Source organism: Peribacillus frigoritolerans (genome assembly GCF_040250305.1).
Lineage (GTDB): Bacteria > Bacillota > Bacilli > Bacillales > DSM-1321 > Peribacillus.
Genome location: NZ_CP158190.1, coordinates 3350618 through 3370464, shown reverse-complemented (window position 1 = coordinate 3370464; position 19847 = coordinate 3350618). Strand labels below are relative to the sequence as shown.

The 19847-nt window shown below is 37.8% G+C and carries 20 protein-coding genes and 1 pseudogene; 15 read left to right on the top strand and 6 right to left on the bottom strand.

Going from position 1 to position 19847, the window contains the following annotated elements:
- Window positions 1-64: 64 nt before the first annotated feature.
- The gene (gene anmK, locus ABOA58_RS16500; protein ID WP_350299252.1) at window positions 65-1237 is read right to left on the bottom strand and encodes an anhydro-N-acetylmuramic acid kinase AnmK; all 1173 of its coding nucleotides are present in this window, start codon (window positions 1235-1237) and stop codon (window positions 65-67) included.
- Window positions 1238-1354: 117 nt separating this feature from the next.
- Complete coding sequence (locus ABOA58_RS16495) at window positions 1355-2965, bottom strand: glycoside hydrolase family 10 protein (RefSeq protein ID WP_350299251.1); 1611 nt, start codon at window positions 2963-2965, stop codon at window positions 1355-1357.
- Window positions 2966-3314: 349 nt separating this feature from the next.
- Here ABOA58_RS16495 and murQ point away from each other — a divergent pair, with 349 nt between their 5' ends.
- The 10 genes from murQ (at window position 3315) to ABOA58_RS16445 (ending at window position 11806) form a co-directional block, all read left to right on the top strand.
- Window positions 3315-4199 (top strand): N-acetylmuramic acid 6-phosphate etherase, encoded by an 885-nt coding sequence (gene murQ, locus ABOA58_RS16490; protein ID WP_350299250.1) that lies wholly within the window; start codon window positions 3315-3317, stop codon window positions 4197-4199.
- A 41-nt stretch (window positions 4200-4240) separates the two neighbouring features.
- Window positions 4241-4546: a PTS sugar transporter subunit IIB gene (locus tag ABOA58_RS16485; protein ID WP_061463755.1), complete on the top strand. Its 306-nt coding sequence runs from the start codon at window positions 4241-4243 to the stop codon at window positions 4544-4546.
- A gap of 49 nt (window positions 4547-4595) precedes the next feature.
- Window positions 4596-5885, top strand: a complete 1290-nt coding sequence (locus ABOA58_RS16480) for a PTS sugar transporter subunit IIC (protein ID WP_350299249.1) — start codon at window positions 4596-4598, stop codon at window positions 5883-5885.
- A gap of 70 nt (window positions 5886-5955) precedes the next feature.
- On the top strand, window positions 5956-6240 hold the full coding sequence (locus ABOA58_RS16475; RefSeq protein WP_350299248.1) for a hypothetical protein: 285 nt from the start codon (window positions 5956-5958) through the stop codon (window positions 6238-6240).
- 35 nt (window positions 6241-6275) lie between these two features.
- Complete coding sequence (locus ABOA58_RS16470) at window positions 6276-7622, top strand: 6-phospho-beta-glucosidase (RefSeq protein WP_350299247.1); 1347 nt, start codon at window positions 6276-6278, stop codon at window positions 7620-7622.
- A 72-nt stretch (window positions 7623-7694) separates the two neighbouring features.
- On the top strand, window positions 7695-8024 hold the full coding sequence (locus tag ABOA58_RS16465) for a PTS lactose/cellobiose transporter subunit IIA (protein ID WP_101222292.1): 330 nt from the start codon (window positions 7695-7697) through the stop codon (window positions 8022-8024).
- A gap of 15 nt (window positions 8025-8039) precedes the next feature.
- Complete coding sequence (locus ABOA58_RS16460; protein WP_350299246.1) at window positions 8040-9125, top strand: DUF871 domain-containing protein; 1086 nt, start codon at window positions 8040-8042, stop codon at window positions 9123-9125.
- 51 nt (window positions 9126-9176) lie between these two features.
- Window positions 9177-10070, top strand: a complete 894-nt coding sequence (locus ABOA58_RS16455; RefSeq protein ID WP_350299245.1) for an N-acetylglucosamine kinase — start codon at window positions 9177-9179, stop codon at window positions 10068-10070.
- Window positions 10071-10098: 28 nt separating this feature from the next.
- Window positions 10099-10965 (top strand): MurR/RpiR family transcriptional regulator, encoded by an 867-nt coding sequence (locus ABOA58_RS16450; protein WP_350299244.1) that lies wholly within the window; start codon window positions 10099-10101, stop codon window positions 10963-10965.
- Between the two features lie 115 nt (window positions 10966-11080).
- On the top strand, window positions 11081-11806 hold the full coding sequence (locus ABOA58_RS16445; protein WP_350299243.1) for a GntR family transcriptional regulator: 726 nt from the start codon (window positions 11081-11083) through the stop codon (window positions 11804-11806).
- Window positions 11807-11962: 156 nt separating this feature from the next.
- On the opposite strand, the gene ABOA58_RS16440 is transcribed toward ABOA58_RS16445, so the two are convergent.
- Together ABOA58_RS16440 and ABOA58_RS16435 are read right to left on the bottom strand one after the other, a co-directional pair.
- On the bottom strand, window positions 11963-13165 hold the full coding sequence (locus tag ABOA58_RS16440; protein WP_350299242.1) for an MFS transporter: 1203 nt from the start codon (window positions 13163-13165) through the stop codon (window positions 11963-11965).
- A 25-nt stretch (window positions 13166-13190) separates the two neighbouring features.
- Window positions 13191-13781: a TetR/AcrR family transcriptional regulator gene (locus ABOA58_RS16435; RefSeq protein ID WP_350299241.1), complete on the bottom strand. Its 591-nt coding sequence runs from the start codon at window positions 13779-13781 to the stop codon at window positions 13191-13193.
- Between the two features lie 200 nt (window positions 13782-13981).
- On the opposite strand from ABOA58_RS16435, the gene ABOA58_RS16430 reads away from it, so the two are divergent.
- A complete protein-coding gene (locus ABOA58_RS16430; RefSeq protein ID WP_350299240.1) occupies window positions 13982-14920 on the top strand; it encodes a VCBS repeat-containing protein in 939 nt (312 codons plus the stop codon).
- A gap of 88 nt (window positions 14921-15008) precedes the next feature.
- On the opposite strand, the gene ABOA58_RS16425 is transcribed toward ABOA58_RS16430, so the two are convergent.
- Both ABOA58_RS16425 and ABOA58_RS16420 read right to left on the bottom strand, forming a co-directional pair.
- Window positions 15009-15629 carry an NAD(P)-dependent oxidoreductase gene (locus ABOA58_RS16425; RefSeq protein ID WP_350299239.1) on the bottom strand — a complete coding sequence of 207 codons (621 nt, stop codon included), beginning with the start codon at window positions 15627-15629 and terminating at the stop codon, window positions 15009-15011.
- A 234-nt stretch (window positions 15630-15863) separates the two neighbouring features.
- Window positions 15864-16028 (bottom strand): hypothetical protein, encoded by a 165-nt coding sequence (locus ABOA58_RS16420; RefSeq protein WP_350299238.1) that lies wholly within the window; start codon window positions 16026-16028, stop codon window positions 15864-15866.
- 273 nt (window positions 16029-16301) lie between these two features.
- Between ABOA58_RS16420 and ABOA58_RS16415 the strand changes: the two genes are divergently transcribed.
- From ABOA58_RS16415 to ABOA58_RS16400, 4 genes and pseudogenes are all read left to right on the top strand, one after another.
- Entirely contained in the window at window positions 16302-17291 is a 990-nt protein-coding gene (locus ABOA58_RS16415) for an MBL fold metallo-hydrolase (RefSeq protein WP_350299237.1), read from the top strand.
- Window positions 17292-17354: 63 nt separating this feature from the next.
- Window positions 17355-17464 (top strand): annotated as a pseudogene (locus ABOA58_RS16410) (FMN-dependent NADH-azoreductase); the annotation flags it as partial.
- Window positions 17465-17605: 141 nt separating this feature from the next.
- Window positions 17606-18337: a GntR family transcriptional regulator gene (locus ABOA58_RS16405; protein ID WP_350299236.1), complete on the top strand. Its 732-nt coding sequence runs from the start codon at window positions 17606-17608 to the stop codon at window positions 18335-18337.
- 397 nt (window positions 18338-18734) lie between these two features.
- Entirely contained in the window at window positions 18735-19784 is a 1050-nt protein-coding gene (locus ABOA58_RS16400; RefSeq protein WP_350299235.1) for a LacI family DNA-binding transcriptional regulator, read from the top strand.
- Window positions 19785-19847 lie beyond the last annotated feature (63 nt).

The following is a 19847-nucleotide window of genomic DNA, read 5'->3' as shown; positions in this document are numbered from 1 at the left end:
TTCAGGTTCAAAAAAGAGTGGAAGGCACATCAAATATCGATGTGCCTTCCACTTTTTTAAATGGTTAAAAAGTATTTTTATGCTCCTTCAGATATGAAGAAGGGAAGGTCATGCTTCCTAGGATGACATCGAAGTCAGCACCGGTAGCCTTGGGGACGTTACTCGTATTACCATGGAAAGTCTCATTTGCAAGTAATGCAAAGGCCACTGCTTCCTTCGCTTCAGAAGAGTACCCCAACTCTTCTTGAGTCAAAACTTGAATAGAATTTCCAAGCAGTGATTGCATCATATTTAATAACGTTTTGTTATAGCTGCCTCCGCCGCCAATTATCACTTCTTCAATATTGGTTTTTGGAAAGATGAATTTTCGATAGTTCTCCACAATCGACTTTGCTGTAAACATCGTTACTGTAGCTAAAATATCATGACTGGGAAGTGATTCAAACATCTTTAATAGTTTTACTACATATTGCTTGCCAAATAATTCCCTGCCAGTTGATTTTGGCGGAGGGCTCATAATATAAGGATGGCTGATACAATAAGATAAAAGTTCGTCATTAATTTGTCCTTGTTTAGCTATGTTACCACCTTCGTCATAGCTAATATTGAACAATTGGCGGCATACTTCATCAATGATCATATTCCCAGGCCCTGTATCAAAGGCATACATGTCATTCAGAGATGCCTGCTTGGGTAAGACGGTTACATTTCCAATGCCCCCTATGTTTTGAAGTAATCTTCCCTTCGTTTCACTTCTATAAAGAATGTATTCGGTAAAAGGAACAAGAGGAGCTCCTTGTCCACCAGCAGCCATGTCCATCGTACGAAAATCAGAGATTACAAGTGTGTTTGTATCGTGAGCAATTACTGCAGCTTCCCCAATTTGCAAAGTGGAGGGTATATAATTTTGTTCTTTTAAAGGCTGGTGGTAAATGGTTTGTCCATGGGATCCAATAAGATCCAGTTTATTTATGGGAAATCCAGCTTTATGACAAACTTCCTTTACTGCATTGGCAAATAATTTTCCTAATTTAAAATTCAAACTGCATATTAACTGCACATTGGATGTTTCTGCAGATAAAGACTGCATAATTTCTTTTTCAATATCTTTTGGAAAAGGGCATGTCATGAACTCAATCATTTCCATTTCAGTCTCGAGTCCACTATTATTCACCCGAACAAGTGCAGCATCAATTCCATCCAGTGATGTTCCGGACATTAATCCAACTATGTACATCGTCATTCCACCTACTTCAATTCTTTTATAATCCTGACTTAGCATCATATGCAGCAGTGTATGCTGCCATTGTTCACTGAGATATAACACTTAAGCTATAAAGCTATTTCTTGAAGATCATTTTACTTTTATATAAATCTGCCTAGTTTGTTTACTTTCATTGTGGGTACGGTCCAATGCTGTCACAACATATGTGTAAGTCTTGCCTTTTTCTACACTGCCATCATTAAACAATTGACTTGTATTTTCTTTATGCACTGTGGCAAGTAAGTTCGTTGAATCTTCAATGTTTCCTTTTTTCTTCCCATCAAAACGATAAATGGCATAATAAGATGCATCTGATTTCTTTTGATCGTGAATTTCAAATTGTATCCCATCTCCTGATTGTGTGGCCTTGATCACCTTTGGGGCCTTTGGTGCTTGATCATCAATCCAAGGCATGGCTGGGACCAATGCGGGATGCTTATAAATATCCTCGCTTAACCGATCTGCTATCCCAAGGGGGTTTTTCCGTAAATCTTTGGCACTGAAATGCATGCTTCCATCAAATTCCTTATATGTTCGATTCAGTTTTAACTGGTTTGGCATTTCTTCAGGATTGAACCAGTTTTGCACACCGTTGGACTCTGTATTAATTTTATAGTCTCCTTGTCCAATATAGAGTTGAACATTTTTACCTTCGACTTCTTTTGTCCACCAATCTAGAAGTTTGGCATAGTCAGCTACTGGCAATCCTATATTCCAATATAATTGAGGGGCAATATAATCAATATATCCATTATTGATCCACGTTCGGGTATCTGCATATAAATCATCATAATTCGTTTGTCCTGCGGCAGTGTCAGATCCTGTGGGATCAACTGCTTTGTTGCGCCAAACTCCAAATGGACTTATACCAAACTTCACATATGATTTTTCTGCCTTGATTTCTTCATTTATATTCTTAACAAGGTTATTTACATTATCCCTGCGCCAATCTTCAACATTTGTAAATCTATCTGCTCCATATTTTTGATAGGAAATTTCATCTGGGAAAGGTACTCCTGCAATCTTGTAAGGATAGAAATAATCGTCCATATGGACTGCATCGATATCATAATTCTTAACAACTTCCATTATTCCATCAATCACAAACCGTTGTACGCCAGGAATGCCTGGATCAAAGTACAATTGTTGTCCATATGGTATGACCCAATCCGGGTGCTTTCTGGCAGGGTGAGATTCTGGAAGATTATCAATATCCGATATTTCAGCGGTTTTACCTAAAGGCATAGTAATGCGGTAAGGATTAAACCACGCATGAAATTCCATATTACGTTCATGTGCTGCTTCTACCATGAATGCAAGAGGGTCATACCCGGGATCTTTTCCTTGGACTCCTGTTAAATATTTTGACCAAAGACCGTATTCAGAAGGATAAAAAGCATCCGCAGTGGGTTTAATTTGCATAACGACAGCATTCATTCCCATCGCTTTTTGTTCATCCAAATATTTTATGAATTCTTCTTTCTGTGCTGATATGGATAAACCAGGTTTGGACGGCCAGTCAATATTTAACACACTTGCAATCCAAGTTGCGCGAAGTTCCTGTTTTACATAAGTCGTTGTTTGAGGAATTGTCCCAGATTCTGCATTTGCTTTCAAATCAGCTGGAAGGAGAAGTGATCCCCCCACCAAAGCGGCTAGAGCCAATGAACCCAATTTTTTCTTAGTAATTCTTTCATTCATCAATAGTACAACCTCATTTCATTACTAATATTTATATTTAATTATTTGTAAGCGTTAACAAATAATGAATATATGAATTTGTCATCTATGAATAGTTAGATAAGATCTAACAATAAAAAGAATCGTAGGTTTGGTTCACTAAATGGCTACTCGGTTTACATTTTCTATTTTTAGTAGAAAGCTAACATTCAATCAATCAATCAATCAATTTAGGTATCTTACTTTTATTTTAAAATTAAATTTTAAAAATGTATATACAATATTGAAATTAATTTTTAATAGTGATATATTCTCTATAGCAAATAAAGTTTCACCACTTTCACCACTGAAATAAAAAAGGATGATATGTATGCTTGAGCATTTAACGACAGAGCGTCGTAATGAAAAGACCATGAGTTTAGATGAAATGGGAACACTGGAATTTTTAGAGGTGATGAACGAAGAAGACATTAAAGTTGCCCATTGTGTAAAAAAAGAACTTCCGCAAATTTCTAAAGCCGTGGAGATGATCGTTGAAGCCATGAATAAAAACGGCAGATTAATTTACATGGGTGCAGGAACAAGCGGGCGCATAGGTTTATTGGATGCAGTAGAATGTCCCCCAACATTCAATACCGATCCGAGTGAAGTAGTGGGTCTTATAGCTGGTGGGGAAAAGGCTTTCATTAAGGCGGTTGAAGGTGCTGAAGACAGTTTTGAATTAGGTCCTGAGGATTTGAAGAAAATCGAATTAACAAACAGGGACGTCGTAGTGGGCATTGCAGCTAGTGGACGCACTCCATATGTTATTGCTGGATTGGAATATGCCAATCATGTTGGTGCAGGAACTGTGTCGATAAGCTGTAACAAAGGTTCTGAGATAGGTAAGATTGCAAAAGTTGCGATTGAAGTTGTAAACGGGCCTGAAGTCCTGACTGGTTCTACACGTTTAAAAGCTGGAACATCGCAAAAGTTAGTATGCAACATGCTTTCCACCGCCTCAATGGTTGGAGTTGGAAAAGTTTATGGTAATTTAATGGTAGATTTACAGTTAACTAATGAAAAGCTGGTTGAACGTGCAAAACGTATTATCATGGATGCTACTGACTGTAGCTATGAAATTGCAGATGAATACTTAGAAAAGGCACATGCCCAGCCTAAAATTGCAATTGTCATGATTTTAACGAATGTATCATATGAAGAAGCCTCAAATCGTTTAGTGAAAGCACAAGGATTCATAAGAAAAACGATTTAACGCTTTTAATAAAAAAAATAAAAAAATTGGAGGAACAAAGAATGAAAGTATTATTCGTATGCTCAGGTGGAATGTCTAGTGCAATCGTTGTAAGCGCTTTAAAAAAGGAAGGGGAAAAACAGGGTGTAACCATAGAAGTATTGGCAGTCGGCACTCAAGAATTTGATGCAGAAGTACGAAATGGCTGGGATGTTGCAATGGTAGCTCCGCAAGTCAAACATCGTTTCGATGGCTTTAAGGCATCGGCAGATGAAGCGGGCGTCCCATGTGAAGCCATTCCAGCCCAAGCTTACAGCCCTCTTGGCGGACCTAAACTATTAAAACTGGTAACGGAACTAGCAAAATAATAAACTAATTACTATTTCTTTTCACTAAACGTAAAAGGGGAAAACACGAATGGACAAGTTTGTAGCTTTTTTAGAAAATAATCTTTCAACACCTATGGCTAAATTGTCTGAGCAAAAACATTTACGCGCGATTCGGGATGGTGTGGTTTCTGCGTTACCTTTCATCATCTTTGGAAGTTTATTCTTGATCATTGCATTTCCGCCCGTTGCAGCAGATACTGCATTAGGTGAATGGTCTGCAAAACATATCGCTGAAATTTTAATACCATATCGATTAACGATGTTTATCATGACGCTATATATTACTTTTGGTATAGGCTACAGTTTATCTCAAAGCTATAAACTTGACCCGCTATCTGGAGGTTTACTATCATTAGCAGCCTTCTTGTTCACAATTGGTGTAAAGATGATGGATGATGTGGGGTTTGTTTTGCCAATGACAAATCTCGGAGGCCATGGTCTTTTTGTAGGAATGCTTGTATCCATTTTTGCTGTCGAAATTTTACGGCTTTGTAAGACAAAAAATATCACAATTAAAATGCCGGATTCTGTTCCAACCTCAGTAGCCCGTTCATTTGAAGCATTAATACCAGTTTCAATTGTACTGCTTGTTATGACTTTAATTACAGTCGTTTTTGCTGTTGATTTACATTCACTTGTTGATAAAGCGGTTGCACCACTCATCAGTGCAGGCGATACTTTGCCAGGTGTATTAATTCCAGTATTTTTGATTACATTCTTTTGGTCATTTGGTATTCATGGCGTATCAGTAGTAGGTGCCGTAGCTCGTCCGGTATGGGAAGTATATTTGGGGAATAACTCGGCAGCGGTTGCAGCTGGAAAGGCAATTCCCCACATAGCTCCTGAAACATTCTTCCAATGGTTTATTTGGATTGGTGGGTCTGGTGCAACATTGGGTTTAGTAATAGCCATGCTCTTAACGGCAAAATCTACCTATAGTAAAGCAATGGGGAAAGCAACAATTGTGCCAAGCATTTTTAACATCAATGAACCTGTTATCTTCGGGATGCCAATTGTACTAAACCCGGTACTTATTATTCCATTTATCATTACACCGCTAATTGGTGCAACACTTGCATATATAGCAACGTCCATTGGACTTGTGAACCCGACATATGTAATGGTTCCCTGGACATTGCCCGCTCCAATAGGTGCCTACCTTTCAACAGGCGGTGATTGGAGAGCCGTTGTTCTCGTGATGGTGAATTTAACAATTTCGGTCCTTATTTATCTGCCATTCTTTAAGATGTACGATAAAAAGCTTTTAGCGCAGGAAAACGTGGTAGAAACAACGGATAATAAAAATATCGCTTTATAAGGAATACCTAAAAGGGAGTTTGGGACTAAATGCTCCAAACTCCTTTTATAAATTGAGAGGGGGAAAGGATATGAATTCAACATCCAGAATTCACTTTTTTAGTTACAAAAGTGCCTTTCTATTTTTTAGCTTCATTCTTGTTTTTAATTTTATCTTTAACGGATTAATGGATGCCTTTGAGATTAATAAACAATTATCACTGTACTTGGGAAATACCTTTGCCATAAGCGCAGGATTGACGATGGTTGTTTGTTTTGTTGAAGGTAAGTTTAAAAACAAGAAACATGCATCACTATTATTCTTGTCTTTATTAGCGGTGAGCGCACTGGTTTGCTATGCAATAATATATAAATAAAAATTCAGATTAGCTAACAATGAGGTGTTTGGGGAATGGAAATGAAAAAAGGGTTGAAGATTGCCACAATTGGTGGAGGCTCTAGTTATACACCAGAATTAATAGAAGGTTTTATTAAACGATATGATGAGTTGCCAATTAGGGAACTGTGGTTAGTGGATATTGAGGCAGGAAAAGAAAAACTGGAAATTGTAGGAACCTTAGCAAAACGGATGGTTGAAAAAGCAGGACTTCCAATGGAAATACATCTAACGTTAGACCGCCGGCAAGCCTTGCAAAATGCTGATTTTGTCACGACGCAAATGAGAGTGGGATTACTTGATGCACGAATCAAGGACGAGCGCATCCCGTTGGAATTAGGATTTATTGGTCAAGAAACAAACGGTGCAGGAGGATTGTCCAAAGCATTACGAACTATACCCATTATTCTGGAAATTGCAGAAGAAATGCAGGAGCTCTGCCCTGATGCTTGGTTAATTAACTTCACAAACCCAGCGGGGATGGTAACGGAAGCCCTTCTCCGCTACAGTAAGCATAAAAAAGTCATTGGGGTATGCAATGTTCCATTTAATATGCATATGTCTATTTCTAGCATGCTTGGTGTGGATATGAAGAGAGTGCACATAGATTTCGCCGGGTTAAACCACATGGTATTCGGGATGCAAGTGTTCGTTGATGATCAAGAAGTAACAGATAAAGTGCTTGAAATGCTTGGCAATCCTGAGATTCAGCTGACGATGAAGAATATTGCCCCATTGGCCTGGAACAGAAGATTTTTGAAATCCTTAGGAGTGGTGCCTTGCCCGTACCATCGTTATTATTACAAAACGAAAACGATTTTAGAAGAAGAATTGGAAGCATTCAAATCAGGGGAAACTCGAGCTGAAATTGTGAAAAGATTAGAAGAAGGTTTGTTTGACCTATACAAGGATGAAACCCTTGACATCAAGCCTCCACAATTAGAACAGCGCGGTGGAGCTTACTATAGCGATGCAGCGTGTAACGTCATTTCTTCTATTTATAATGATAAAAAAGACATTCAAGTGCTAAATGTACAAAACAAAGGATCGCTTACTGATATTGATTATGATTCAGCAGTAGAAGTAAGCTGTATCGTCACGAAGAATGGACCAATTCCTTTGGCGATGGGTAAATTACCCATACAAGTGCATGGCTTAATCCAACAAATTAAATCATTTGAAAGAATTGGTGCAGAGGCAGCCGTTACAGGTTCTTATGATAAAGCATTATTGGCTTTAACGATTAACCCGCTTATTCCAAGTGATGACCTGGCGGAAATTGTTTTACAAAAACTTTTAAAAGCGCATAAAGAATACTTACCGCGATTCTTCAGTGAAAGTGCCGTACAGAACATCAAGTGAATGGTGTATTAATTTGGATTACAGTAAACCAATGAACCTTCATAATCTAACTTAAAATAGGAGTGTAATGATATGTCAACTGAAATGAACAATAATGAAATGGAGATTTTTGAAATAATATCACATAGCGGAAATGCAAGGGGATTAGCATTCGAAGCACTGAAAGAAGCGGAAGAATTTAATTTTGAGAGTGCAGAGGAACTAATTAAACAGGGCCAAGAAGAATTGAACTTGGCACATAAGACACAAACCAAGCTAATTCAAGCAGAATTGAATGGAGTTCCAAGTGAGAAAACTTTATTGATGATTCATGCTCAGGATCACTTGATGACGGCAATGAGCGAACAAAAACTAATTGAACATATGATCCGCATTGTAAAAAAGCTAGCCCCACAACAGTAAAGAGGTGATTAAATAATGGGTAAACTTGGTATATCTATCTATCCAGAGCATTCAACCGTTGAAAAAGACATGGAATACATTGCACTTGCACACAAATATGGATTCAAAAAGATCTTTACTTGCTTGCTTTCTGTCGAAGGTGACAAAGAGAAGATATTAAAAGAATTTAAAGAAACGATAGTTTATGCCAATCAATTGAATATGGAAGTGATGGTCGATATTGCTCCCCGAGTATTCGGTTCGCTAGGCATTTCTTATAATGACTTATCGTTTTTTGCAGAATTAGGTGCATATGGAATCAGGCTGGACATGGGTTTTACAGGTAACGAAGAGTCGATTATGACACATAATTCATATGATCTAAAAATTGAAATAAACATGAGCAATGCAACAAAATATTTAGATAATATTATGGATTACAAACCAAATAAAGAGAATTTAGTTGGATCGCATAACTTCTATCCGCATCGCTATGCAGGATTGAGCTATCCTCATTTTATAAAATGCTGTGAGTCATTCAAAAAGCATAATATCCGCACGGCAGCTTTCATCAGCTCACATGCAGCAACTTACGGTCCTTGGCCTGTAACGGAAGGATTATGTACTTTAGAAATGCACCGGGAATTGCCCATTACAACACAAGCGAAACATTTGTATGCTACAGGGTTGATTGATGATGTAATAATTGCAAATGCTTACGCATCTGAAGATGAATTGAAGCAGCTTAGCCTGTTAAACAGCGGTCTGTTAACATTTAATGTTAACCTTCACGAAACCATTACAGCATTAGAGAAAAAAATAGTATTGGAAGAATTCCATTTTTACCGTGGAGATGTTTCCGATTATTTAATTCGCTCGACTCAATCACGCGTGAAATATAAGAGCGAAGAATTTAAACCAACATATACGCCTGATATTCGGCGCGGTGATATTTTAATTGAAAATGAGCTCTATGGACAATATAAAGGGGAATTGCAGATTGCATTAAAGGAAATGAAGAATTCGGGGAAAACGAATGTAGTTGGCCGAATAACAGAAGAGGAAATTTTTCTTCTCGATTATTTGGAACCATGGGGGAAATTCCAATTCAATATTAATTGATCAGGGAAGGAAGGTGATATTCCTTCCTTTTTTACTGAATAGGAGAATAATATGAATTATATTATCGGAGTTGACGGCGGAGGCACTAAAACTGAAGCAGTGGCTTATGATTTAGATGGAAATAAAATTAGTGATGGCATAGCGGGGTTTGGAAACCTGCTTATTAATGAAAAAAAAGCCATCGCTAACATTATTCAGGCAATTGAAGAATGCGTAATGCCCATTAACAATGGAAGCTGCCATTACATTTGCTTAGGCTTAGCCGGGTATGGAGGAGTTGAAAATCCGCAGGGCATAAAAAGTGCATTAAGCAGGGCATTTAAGGCCCCGTTCACCATTGTAAATGATGCAATTATCGCTCATGCTGCTTTGCTTAAAGGAAATGATGGCATTTTGACCATATCCGGAACTGGATCTGTAAGTATCGGCATCCATAAAGGAATCGAGAAATCGGCAGGTGGCTGGGGACACATCCTTGGGGATGAAGGAAGTGGCTATTGGATCGCCATGCAGGCTTTTATAAAAATGACGAAAGAAGAGGATGAGGGGTATATCTATAGCCAGCTATCACAGTCAATACTTCAAAAACTTGGCTACAACAGTGTTATGGAACTGAAGAAATTCATTTATTCTGCCACGAAATCCGAGATTGCCTCATTTGTTCCCCTGATTGTTCAACATGCGGTTAAGGGCGATGGTTTCTCGCAAAATATTCTAAATCAGGCTGGGTACCACCTTTCAAAACAAACGCTTGAGGTTATCAAGAAGTTAAAGTTAAGTAAGAATGTTACAATTGCAATAAAAGGTAGCATCTTGACAAATATACCATTGGTGCAAAGCTCTTTCATCAATCATATTAAACTTGAAAACCCAAATGTGAAATTTGTTTTAGAAGACGTATCAGCTACCTTGGGTTGTTATTACATAGCAATGAAGCATTTATAGTAAGTATAGATCAAGGAGAGTAAATCATATGCACGTCGAAAATATTATATTGAGAATTGAAAGCTTATTGAACCAGTTGCCTAAATCAGAACGGAAAATTGCACAATATATTTTAGAAAATCCAAACGACATTATAAGAATGACGATACATGAATTAGCTGATCATGCCAATGCCAGCAGTTCGGCCGTAACGAGGTTCTGTCATTCTATAAAAGTTAACAGCTTTTCAGAACTGAAGGTATCCCTATCATCCCTGATTTCCCAACCTGAGAAAAAAGGGTTCCATGACATTGAGCCTAACGAAACAATAGCGTCCATTAAAAATAAAATAGTGTCCAACTCTGTCCAAGCTATACAAGAAACTGCACATTATTTGGATGAGGCCGTTCTTGACAATATCATTGAAACCATGAGGAGTGCAGATGTAATTTATGTCTATGGTTTAGGGGCATCATGGCTGGTTGCTGAAGATATTACACAGAAATGGTTACGGTTAGGAAAGATTGTAAGTGCCAATCAAGACCCGCATATTACGGCAACTGCACTGGCTGCATCATCAAAGAATACCGTTTTTTTCTGTATTTCCAATAGTGGCGAAACTGAAGAAGTCCTGGAACTCGTTGATATTGCTAAAGCATATGGCATAAAAACAATAGGCTTATCGCGATTGGGGAACAATGGCCTAACTAAAAAAGTTGATATGTCCCTAAATCATGTACGTGCACCGGAGGCTAAATTCCGAAGTGCTGCAACAAGTTCGCTTTTTGCACAATTTCTAACGGTCAGCATCATTTTCTATGCATATGTTTCTAAATTCTATAATGAAAATAAAAATGAAATTGAACGTTCAAGGGAATCGGTGTTGAAATTCACAAAAAGGAATTTGGATACTTAGAAAGGCGAGTTATATCTTATCGTGTTCATATGCATGGATAAGATTGATGAACGGTATGTTTCCAATCAGGATGCCTTGTGAAATTTCATCACGATGAAAGGAAGATGTACGCTGAATGATCCAAAAGAATTCTCCCAGTCCCATTTATCATCAACTTGAAGAGGAGATTAAAGGAGCGATACAAAATCTTGAATTGGTGCCAGGAGAGGTGATTCCTTCAGAAAAAGAATACACTGAAAAATATGGAATAAGCAGGATGACGGTGAGACAGGCCATTTCTAACCTAGTGAATGGCGGTTATTTATATAGGCAGCGCGGAAAAGGAACATTCGTTGCCCAACAAAAATTGGAGCGACCCATGCTAGGCTTAACAAGCTTTTCGAAGGATATGATTTCAAGAGGACTTGAACCAAGTACACGAGTTATCAGTTTTACGGAGGTCAAGGCAAATAATGATCTTGCTGCAAAGCTTGAGGTTGAAGCAGGTGCTCCTATTTTCGAGCTTAAACGTGTTAGGCTTGCTGATCGATTGCCGATGGCATATGAAAGGCTATTTATCTCAAAAGATCTTGCCCTGGATCTAACGGAAGAAATAGCCGTAACTTCCATTCATGACTATGTAGAAAAAACGTTTGGCTTAAAAATTCAGCATGACCAGGTAATTGAAGCCGCCATCGCTCAAAAAAAAGAGGCGGAAATGCTCGAGGTAGTCGAAGGTGCCCCTGTATTGCTGATTGAACGAAGAAGTACCCTGGATTCCAATCAACCACTTGGGCTTGTCACATCCGTCTACCGGGCAGATCGATATACATTCAAAATCAATTTGGAGCGGTTATCATGAGCAAAAATAAAATGTATTAATAAACCCGTCCTCAAAAGATTAAAAAACCCCCTTGCCCAATATGGACAAGGGGGTTTTTTAGTAGAATATCATTTTCAAGTTTGGGAGTTTTTCAGCTCGAAAAGGAAAGATACAAATAACAATCCGGGACTTTAATTATTTCGCTAAGCTTTCTGTCAATCGATTTTCTTTCCAAATGACTGTAATGCCAAGGCCAATGACGATAATGACAGCCGCGAAAAGATAAGGGTAGTGGATGTTTACGTCAAAAAGCAATCCTCCTATAGATGGTCCGGCGATATTCCCTAAGCTCGTATAGGTGGAGTTCATTCCAGCAACGAATCCTTGTTCTTTCCCGGCAGCTTTTGATAAAAATGTCGTCAATGCCGGACGAAGCAGGTCAAATGCAAGGAATATGAAGCAAGTTACCACTAGTACTGCCAAAAAGCTAGAAATCATAGTGGATGCTACCGCAAAAATGGCACCAACGATTAAACATAATTGGATAAGCTTCTTTTCGCCGAGAATATCTACCAGCTTTCCAAACATAAATACCTGCACAACAACTCCGAAAATGGAGCTTATTGTAATGATAATGGCAATATCCTTCGGCGTGAAGCCGAATTTATGATCAGAAAATAGGCTAAAAACCGTTTCATATGCTGATAAGCCAAAAGCGAGTACAAATACAATGATGAACGCAATAAAGTAAAGCGGATTTAGTGATTTTTTTAAATCGCCCATAAAGTTTGTTTGCTTTGTATTAGCAGAAACTTTTGCAAGCTGTTCCTTTGTCATCGGTTCTTTTAAAATGAATATTGATGAAAGGCAAGCTATAAAAGCAATGCCCGCCGCAAGGAAGAAGGGCAAGCGTATGCCATATTCTGCAACAAAGCCACCGATTCCAGGTCCTATTATAAAGCCCAAGCTAATGGCGGCTGAAATATAGCCCATTGCTTTTGGCCTTTCCTGAACGGATGTAATATCTGCAACATATGCAGTAACACCTGGCATGATAAAGGCGGCACTGATTCCGCCTAGGATCCTTGATAAATAAAACACCGACACGTTTGTCCCTACACCGAAGATTAGTTCCGAAACACCAAAAAGGAATAAGCCGATGATGATGATTTTCTTTCTGCCGTAACGGTCAACCCAACGACCTGCGAATGGAGACATAACAAGCTGTGAAACAGCAAATACGGCAACCAGATAGCCCATCGTACTTCCTGATAAATGCATGATATTCATAAATGACGGCATAACGGGGATGATGAGTCCAATTCCCAGAAAAGCAATGAATATATTGCTTAGAAGAATAATTAATACCGCCTTTTGATCTTTAATTGGTTTATTCATGTTTTAACACCACTTTCTTTGTGAATCATTCTTGTGAAATACCTCTCCAAAACACTTTCCAAGAGGCTGCTAATTTATCCTTCAGCCGTTTCTCATCATTTCCGTATACAAGCTCAAGCAAAATGGAATCCACGACTCCCAAGAATGCATAGGTCGGCGTTATGGCTTCATCTTCGACGATTAATTTGGCATTGATCCAATCATGGAATTTACATTCCAGGATCGCCTGCACTTTTTCCTCAATATCTATCACTTCCTGCCCGATTTCTTTTTCAAGATGCGCTGGCGGAAAAAAGGACATACGTAGCCAAAACTTTATATGCTCATTTTCTTGGAAAAGATCGATGACCAATTGTAGGAATCCAAATAAATCTTTTTCAGGGTTTTTTGAATCAACTTTACTGAAATATTGGAGTTTCGAAGATAGCTCCGTCTCTTTCGCATCACGTAAAACTTGCAGAAAAAGATCATCCTTGCCTTTAAAATGTGCGTAAATGGATTGCTTTTTCATGCCGACTTCATCAGCTATTTGAGAAAGCGACGCTCCTTCATAACCATGAATCGTGAAATATTTTAGAGCGGCGTCCTTAATTTCATTACTTTTCAATAATATCACCTCATAATTTAACGAACGTTCGTCAGTTATAATAGCAAATTACATAAATATATGCAAGCGAATATGTTCATAAAAAGGTATTATTCCCGAAATCATTGATAATTATGGCGCTATATTTGAAAAGGACATAGATATGCACTCAAGGCTATTCACAAAATTCCCGCATATAATTCTATATGGATAATAAAGAGGCAGGTGGGATGAAGTTGGAACCATATGACATCAGAAATGCGATTCATTACTATTACACAAAAATACAAGAAACGAATCATCCTTATTATTGGTACTGTTTGGCTGAGACCCAAAGTAGGGCCGGATTAACAAATGAAGCACTGCAAACGATAGATAACGCCTTGTCGTTTCAGAATCCTTATCCTTCCAAACAGGAACTGCTGGACATACAATTGAACCTCCAAACCGTTCTTTCAAGACAAATGAACTCCAACAGAACAGTCATAGTGACCTCAAAACAGGGAGATATTGATGGGGACGGGATAAAGGACAATGTTTTTCTAACCGCAAACAAAACCCCTGATAGTCCCTTTTGGAGGAATATAACTTTGGTTATCCAAAATGGGAGGACTAATCAATATCAACAAGTTCCGATGAAGAATAACGCAGGATATAATCCGACCCTTTTTCTTGGTGATTTTACAGGTAATAAGGGGGATGACATTTTAGTGGTCATTGATACAGGAGGAAGCGGGGGTTCCATCTATGCGTATGTTTTTTCCTACCTTAACGGTCAACTCATGACCATTTTTAATTCAGATTCATTCAATGAATCCTTTCAATACGATGTTCATTATGAAAACCAATATAAAGTAAAGGTGAACAGTACTTACCTAAAAGAAAGGTACATTCTTGACCTGACTTATAAGGATCAGGAATATTTATCTGAAATTTATAACAAGGATGGTATATTGAAGGCGTCGATTGAAGGATGGGTCAATCCTTTATCTGGTTTATATCCGGTTGATTTCAATAGGGATGGCATATATGAGCTCGAAGCGTATCAGAGGATCGCAGGGAGGTACAATGCCGACTCACTGGGATTTGTACAGACCGTATTGAAATGGAACGGGAAAGCATTTGCTCCTGACCGGCAGAATGTGGCTATTTTTGGCGAGGAAATATAGCATAATGGAATAGAAGGTCCATGAACAAGGTACGGGCGAAATCTTCGCCCTAGATTAAACAAATTTTTTCAAAGGGGAATTAGAATTATTAGTAGGCAATGCCTACCCGTGATTTTAAATAATCGCTACTTTTTATTTGGCTAAATGCAAATTCTGCTGTATCCGGAACGGATATTTCAACCCCATCCTCCGGCAAAAAGTCGCCTTCTATACGATATATACCAACTCTCTTTCCATCGGGCAAATACGTAGGACAGACAATTGTCCATTGAAGTGTTGATTGTTTAAGCAAATCGAAAACTTCATGATGTTCTTTCGCTGCACGAGTAGACTTCTGCTTTGATTCACTTGTCTGATAACGCAAAGAATTTGGGGTTGTTCTACTTTGGAGGATACCTGCCGTTCCAATGGTAATAATTCGTTGTATATCTTCGTTTTCCATAGCTTCGATAATTAGTGGCATACTTGCTGATAAAGTCGTTGTCCCATCAGTATTCAGTGCACTAATAACTACATCAATTCCATGCATGGCACGTACAATATCATCTTTATTTAAAACATTACCTTGAATGATGGTTAAATTGGCATTGTTTATTCCAATCTTCTCTGGAGTGCGAACTAAAACAGTAACATGATGATTGTCTTGCAGACCATAAATAACTAATTGACCCCCAACTCGTCCAGTTGCACCCAAAATTAAAATATTCATGGAAACGACCTCCTTTTTTCGAATACAATCATTCCACTAACATTGTATCGTTATTTTCGACTAATGGGGAGTTTTGTGCATTAAATCATTATAATCCAGCGTTATGCTTGCATGGAAACTGTATGTATTAAGATATAAAACGCGCCGCTCAAAAGCTTCATGAGGGGCCCATTTAAAGTAGAGAAAATATAAAAAACGCTTTAAAACAAGACAATAGCGACCACAATTCCGCCCCTAATATTCCTGTCCTTCTTTCGATTTTAGAAAAGCATCAACGGATTCATCCAATAATTTTTCCCGATTAGGATCTTCATTGACATCTGTATCCACTTCCATCACGTCGTTTAATCGACTAACCTGACTTTTTAGCTGAGCTGGATTATTTTTTTCTTTTGGCATATAAACTCCTTCTTGAACAGTTATTTTTTATTTAGTATGAACGATTAATCCAATATTCACTAAGATAATTTCCGCTTCTTTCCCAAATTGAGTCCTGTTGTTTGGATGGAAACTTGAAACAACATACATGTTTTATTTTGGTTATCGTTGACTGAATATTAAAAATATTGTAATATTTAGCTCGCGTTAATGTTTTTTTGAAACGTAGTTTTATATTCGAAACAAGTAGTTTTTTCTTGTGTAAAGTCAATAATCTGACAGGAGGTTTTTGTTATGAAGAAAAGAATAAGGTATACTTCTTTTGGTTTTTGGTTGGTGGTATCAATAATTCTATCATTATCATTATTACTTCCTTCTTTTGGCCAAACTGCTGTAAAGCAAACCGACTTTAAAGTAACCCTATTAGGAACAGGTTCTCCACTTTTAAGTACATCCCGCTCCGGTCCAGCAACTCTTGTTGAAGTTGGTAATGAAAAACTCCTCTTTGATGCTGGACGTGGAACTGCTTTACAATTATATAAAGCGAATATGTTACCAGGCAGTGTAGATAAGTTATTTCTAACTCATTTGCATTCGGATCATACTATCGGCATACCGGACGTATGGCTTACAGGTTCTTTACCAACAGGAGGGAAAAGGGAGCAAGCATTTAACATTTGGGGACCTAAGGGAACCGAGAAAATGATGTTACATATGCATAAAGCATTTAAAGCCGATTTGGATGCAAGGGATGACTCAGGAAATGGAAACATTGAAGGAGCAAGTATTATGGCAAATGATATCAAGGAGGGCGTTGTCTATAACAAAAAGGGGATTGAAGTAATAGCCTTCAAGGTAGACCATAAATCAATTGAGCCTGCTTTTGGTTATCGGGTTAATTACAAAGGGCATTCAGTAGTTATCTCAGGTGACACCCGCTATAATGAAAATCTAATTACATTTGCTAAAGGTGCTGACGTAGTTATTCATGAGGTTGCAGCGGCAAAACCTGATAATGAATCAGAATCAATCGCCAATATACTTGATCTTCACACTACACCGGAGGAAGCAGGTAAAGTCTTTAGACAATTACAACCAAAACTTGCTGTGTACTCACATATAGTATTATTGGGTGGATTAACAGAAGAAAAAGCTAATTTGCTCGAAAGAACTAAAAAAACATATGGAGGAACTGTTTTAGTAGGTGAGGATTTGTTGTCCATTGAAATAGGGGACAAGGTACAAGTACAGCAGCGGAGCAATGAGGCGAACTCGGGGAACTAAACAGACAGGGCTGCAGCGAGCAAATGCGTTACTCCTATTAATTAATGTGATGAGAGTTTGAAACCTTCCTTTGAAGGTGTATTCGTTGAAGAACATGCAGCAATGCCTGATAAAGCACAAGAGATAAAAGAAAAGGCTATAGCACATCAAAAGATTTAGCTTCTACTTTTTAAAACAAAGAGTCAACAAGTTGTTGGCTCCTTTTTTATCATATAGCAATAATTCCTAACCTAACTGTACTTGTTGGGTTGACACTATAAGTGATATAATTTGTTAAAAGAATGTAAGTAAGGATGGAAGGTAGGCTTATTATAATGAAACCACTGCAGCACGAAAGTGTAATTCCACTTTATCACCAATTGATGGAGAGGCTGAAGGGTTCTATTGAAAAGGGGAATTGGACACATGGTGACAAAATCCCATCTGAAAATCAATTGATGGACCAATTCGGTGTGAGCCGGAACACAGCTAAAAAAGCAATTGAGGAGCTAGTACAGGAAGGCATCCTTTACCGAATTCAAGGAAAAGGTACCTTCGTGGCAAAACCAAAATTGCAACAGTCATTGATGGGTTTTTACAGCTTTAGCAAAGTATTGAAAGAAAAAGGAATGAACCCTAAAGATATCATTCTAAAAATAGAGGAAGTTAAATCAACGGCAAAAATCAGGGATGCGCTGCAGCTTGGAGAAGATGAGAATGTCATTGAAATGAAACGCCTTCGTTGTGCCGACGATGAACCGTATATTCTGGAATCTTCTTTCATCCCGAAGAACGTGGTTTCAGATACGGAGCAACTTGAAAAAGTTGGCGAAATTTCATTATATGATTTATTTTCACAACAATTTAATATCGTAGTAACCAGAGCAAAAGAGGCATTTGAACCCGTCCTCATTCGTGCTGAAGAAAGTGAGTACCTTCAAACGGAAGAAGGCCTTCCGGCACTGTTGCTTGAACGGACAGCCTATGATATTAATGGAATGCCTGTTGAGTTTTGTATATCCATTGTACGAGGAGATCGCTGCCGCTTTTACACCGAACTAACATGAAGGTTGAATCACTCATAGCATTATGTCTATGAGTTTTTTAAGTTCCAAAAACCCGCTAACATGAAATGTAAGAGATAATTACATTTCAATATAAAGGAATCAGTTTTTTTATTTATTTAGGTTGTTGGGTTGACAGGTTAACGGATGGGGTATATATTTAATTTAGTCATAATTTTCAGTCAACTACAGGGTTATGTCGACAAAACAGTTTATTGGAACTTTTTTTTAATACAACTTGTACCAACAACCCATTAAGTGTTAAGCGGAAATGTGAACGAAATAAAACTACTCTTAAAAACATTATAAACATTCAAAATGTTTTCCTTATAAAGGATAAAAATATTTGTTATCCTTTATAAGAAAGCGCTTAAGTACATAATTAAGAGGTGTTTTATTAGTGATAAGATTAAAGGATATTGCTGAACGTGTAGGTGTTTCCATTTCTACTGTTTCTAGAGTAATTCAAAATGATCAGACACGAAATGTTAACCAGGAAACAAAAGCGAAAATTTGGGAGGCTGTTAAGGAGTTAGGGTATATACCAAATCAAAATGCTCGAAATTTAGTTGCAAACAAGCAAGGAAAGAATAAGATAAGAACAATGAAAATTGGATGGGTAGCCAATCCAAAACAGGCGGAAATTAACCCTTACTTTGCAAATATTTATACAGGTATTCGTGATGTATTAACAGATCATGATTACAACTTGATTAGTATTACCAGGGATGAACTTGAGAACGAGACGCTACTTCTTAAGACTATACATGATTCGGGGATTGAAGGACTGCTTCTTATCGATAAGATTAATGACAGCATTATTGAATATATTCAACAAAATATACCTCTAGTAGGATTGGACTTTTTTTATACAGATAAAAATATAGCAATCGTAGACTACGATCGCGAGGAATCTATTAAAATGGTGGTTCAGTATTTAGTTAAGCAAGGGCACCGGGACATAGGTTTTATTGGTGGAGGTGCTAATGAAACTTTTGAAAATTTGTATGCTGAACATCGTTTTAAAGGTTTTCAATATGCCATGGAAGAAGCCGGGCTAGCCATCCAATCTGAATGGGTAATGAATACACAGTGGAAAATGGAAAACAGCTATGAGAAAATGAAAACTTTAATTAAAAGTGATCCATTGCATATGCCAACAGCAATGGTTTGTGCTAGTGACTTGATGGCCATCCCTGCCATGAGAGCTGTCAGAGAAAATAAACTTAGAATTCCAGAGGATATCGCTTTCTTTGGGGTTGATAATATTGAAATGGGGAAATATTCGTCTCCACAGCTTTCGACGGTAGACATCCCTAAATATGAAATGGGAAGAATTGCAGCTAAAACTATTATGGAAATGGTAGAAGGGAAGATTAAACTTCCGATAAAAATCATATTGCCATTTGAATTAGTCCTTCGGGAATCATCTAATATAAAACGAACCTAAGCGGTTCTTTTTTTGAAATTTGTTGGAAAACGTTTGGAGTAAATCAGGAAAACTATCGGAAAA

What these genes read in the sequence shown, in the direction of transcription:
- anmK (WP_350299252.1), bottom strand. Translation starts at nt 1,237, where the DNA reads ATGTACATAGTTGGATTAATGTCCGGAACATCACTGGATGGAATTGAT.
- ABOA58_RS16495 (WP_350299251.1), bottom strand. Translation starts at nt 2,965, where the DNA reads ATGAATGAAAGAATTACTAAGAAAAAATTGGGTTCATTGGCTCTAGCC.
- murQ (WP_350299250.1), top strand. Translation starts at nt 3,315, where the DNA reads ATGCTTGAGCATTTAACGACAGAGCGTCGTAATGAAAAGACCATGAGT.
- ABOA58_RS16485 (WP_061463755.1), top strand. Translation starts at nt 4,241, where the DNA reads ATGAAAGTATTATTCGTATGCTCAGGTGGAATGTCTAGTGCAATCGTT.
- ABOA58_RS16480 (WP_350299249.1), top strand. Translation starts at nt 4,596, where the DNA reads ATGGACAAGTTTGTAGCTTTTTTAGAAAATAATCTTTCAACACCTATG.
- ABOA58_RS16475 (WP_350299248.1), top strand. Translation starts at nt 5,956, where the DNA reads ATGAATTCAACATCCAGAATTCACTTTTTTAGTTACAAAAGTGCCTTT.
- ABOA58_RS16470 (WP_350299247.1), top strand. Translation starts at nt 6,276, where the DNA reads ATGGAAATGAAAAAAGGGTTGAAGATTGCCACAATTGGTGGAGGCTCT.
- ABOA58_RS16465 (WP_101222292.1), top strand. Translation starts at nt 7,695, where the DNA reads ATGTCAACTGAAATGAACAATAATGAAATGGAGATTTTTGAAATAATA.
- ABOA58_RS16460 (WP_350299246.1), top strand. Translation starts at nt 8,040, where the DNA reads ATGGGTAAACTTGGTATATCTATCTATCCAGAGCATTCAACCGTTGAA.
- ABOA58_RS16455 (WP_350299245.1), top strand. Translation starts at nt 9,177, where the DNA reads ATGAATTATATTATCGGAGTTGACGGCGGAGGCACTAAAACTGAAGCA.
- ABOA58_RS16450 (WP_350299244.1), top strand. Translation starts at nt 10,099, where the DNA reads ATGCACGTCGAAAATATTATATTGAGAATTGAAAGCTTATTGAACCAG.
- ABOA58_RS16445 (WP_350299243.1), top strand. Translation starts at nt 11,081, where the DNA reads ATGATCCAAAAGAATTCTCCCAGTCCCATTTATCATCAACTTGAAGAG.
- ABOA58_RS16440 (WP_350299242.1), bottom strand. Translation starts at nt 13,165, where the DNA reads ATGAATAAACCAATTAAAGATCAAAAGGCGGTATTAATTATTCTTCTA.
- ABOA58_RS16430 (WP_350299240.1), top strand. Translation starts at nt 13,982, where the DNA reads ATGAAGTTGGAACCATATGACATCAGAAATGCGATTCATTACTATTAC.
- ABOA58_RS16425 (WP_350299239.1), bottom strand. Translation starts at nt 15,629, where the DNA reads ATGAATATTTTAATTTTGGGTGCAACTGGACGAGTTGGGGGTCAATTA.
- ABOA58_RS16420 (WP_350299238.1), bottom strand. Translation starts at nt 16,028, where the DNA reads ATGCCAAAAGAAAAAAATAATCCAGCTCAGCTAAAAAGTCAGGTTAGT.
- ABOA58_RS16415 (WP_350299237.1), top strand. Translation starts at nt 16,302, where the DNA reads ATGAAGAAAAGAATAAGGTATACTTCTTTTGGTTTTTGGTTGGTGGTA.
- ABOA58_RS16405 (WP_350299236.1), top strand. Translation starts at nt 17,606, where the DNA reads ATGAAACCACTGCAGCACGAAAGTGTAATTCCACTTTATCACCAATTG.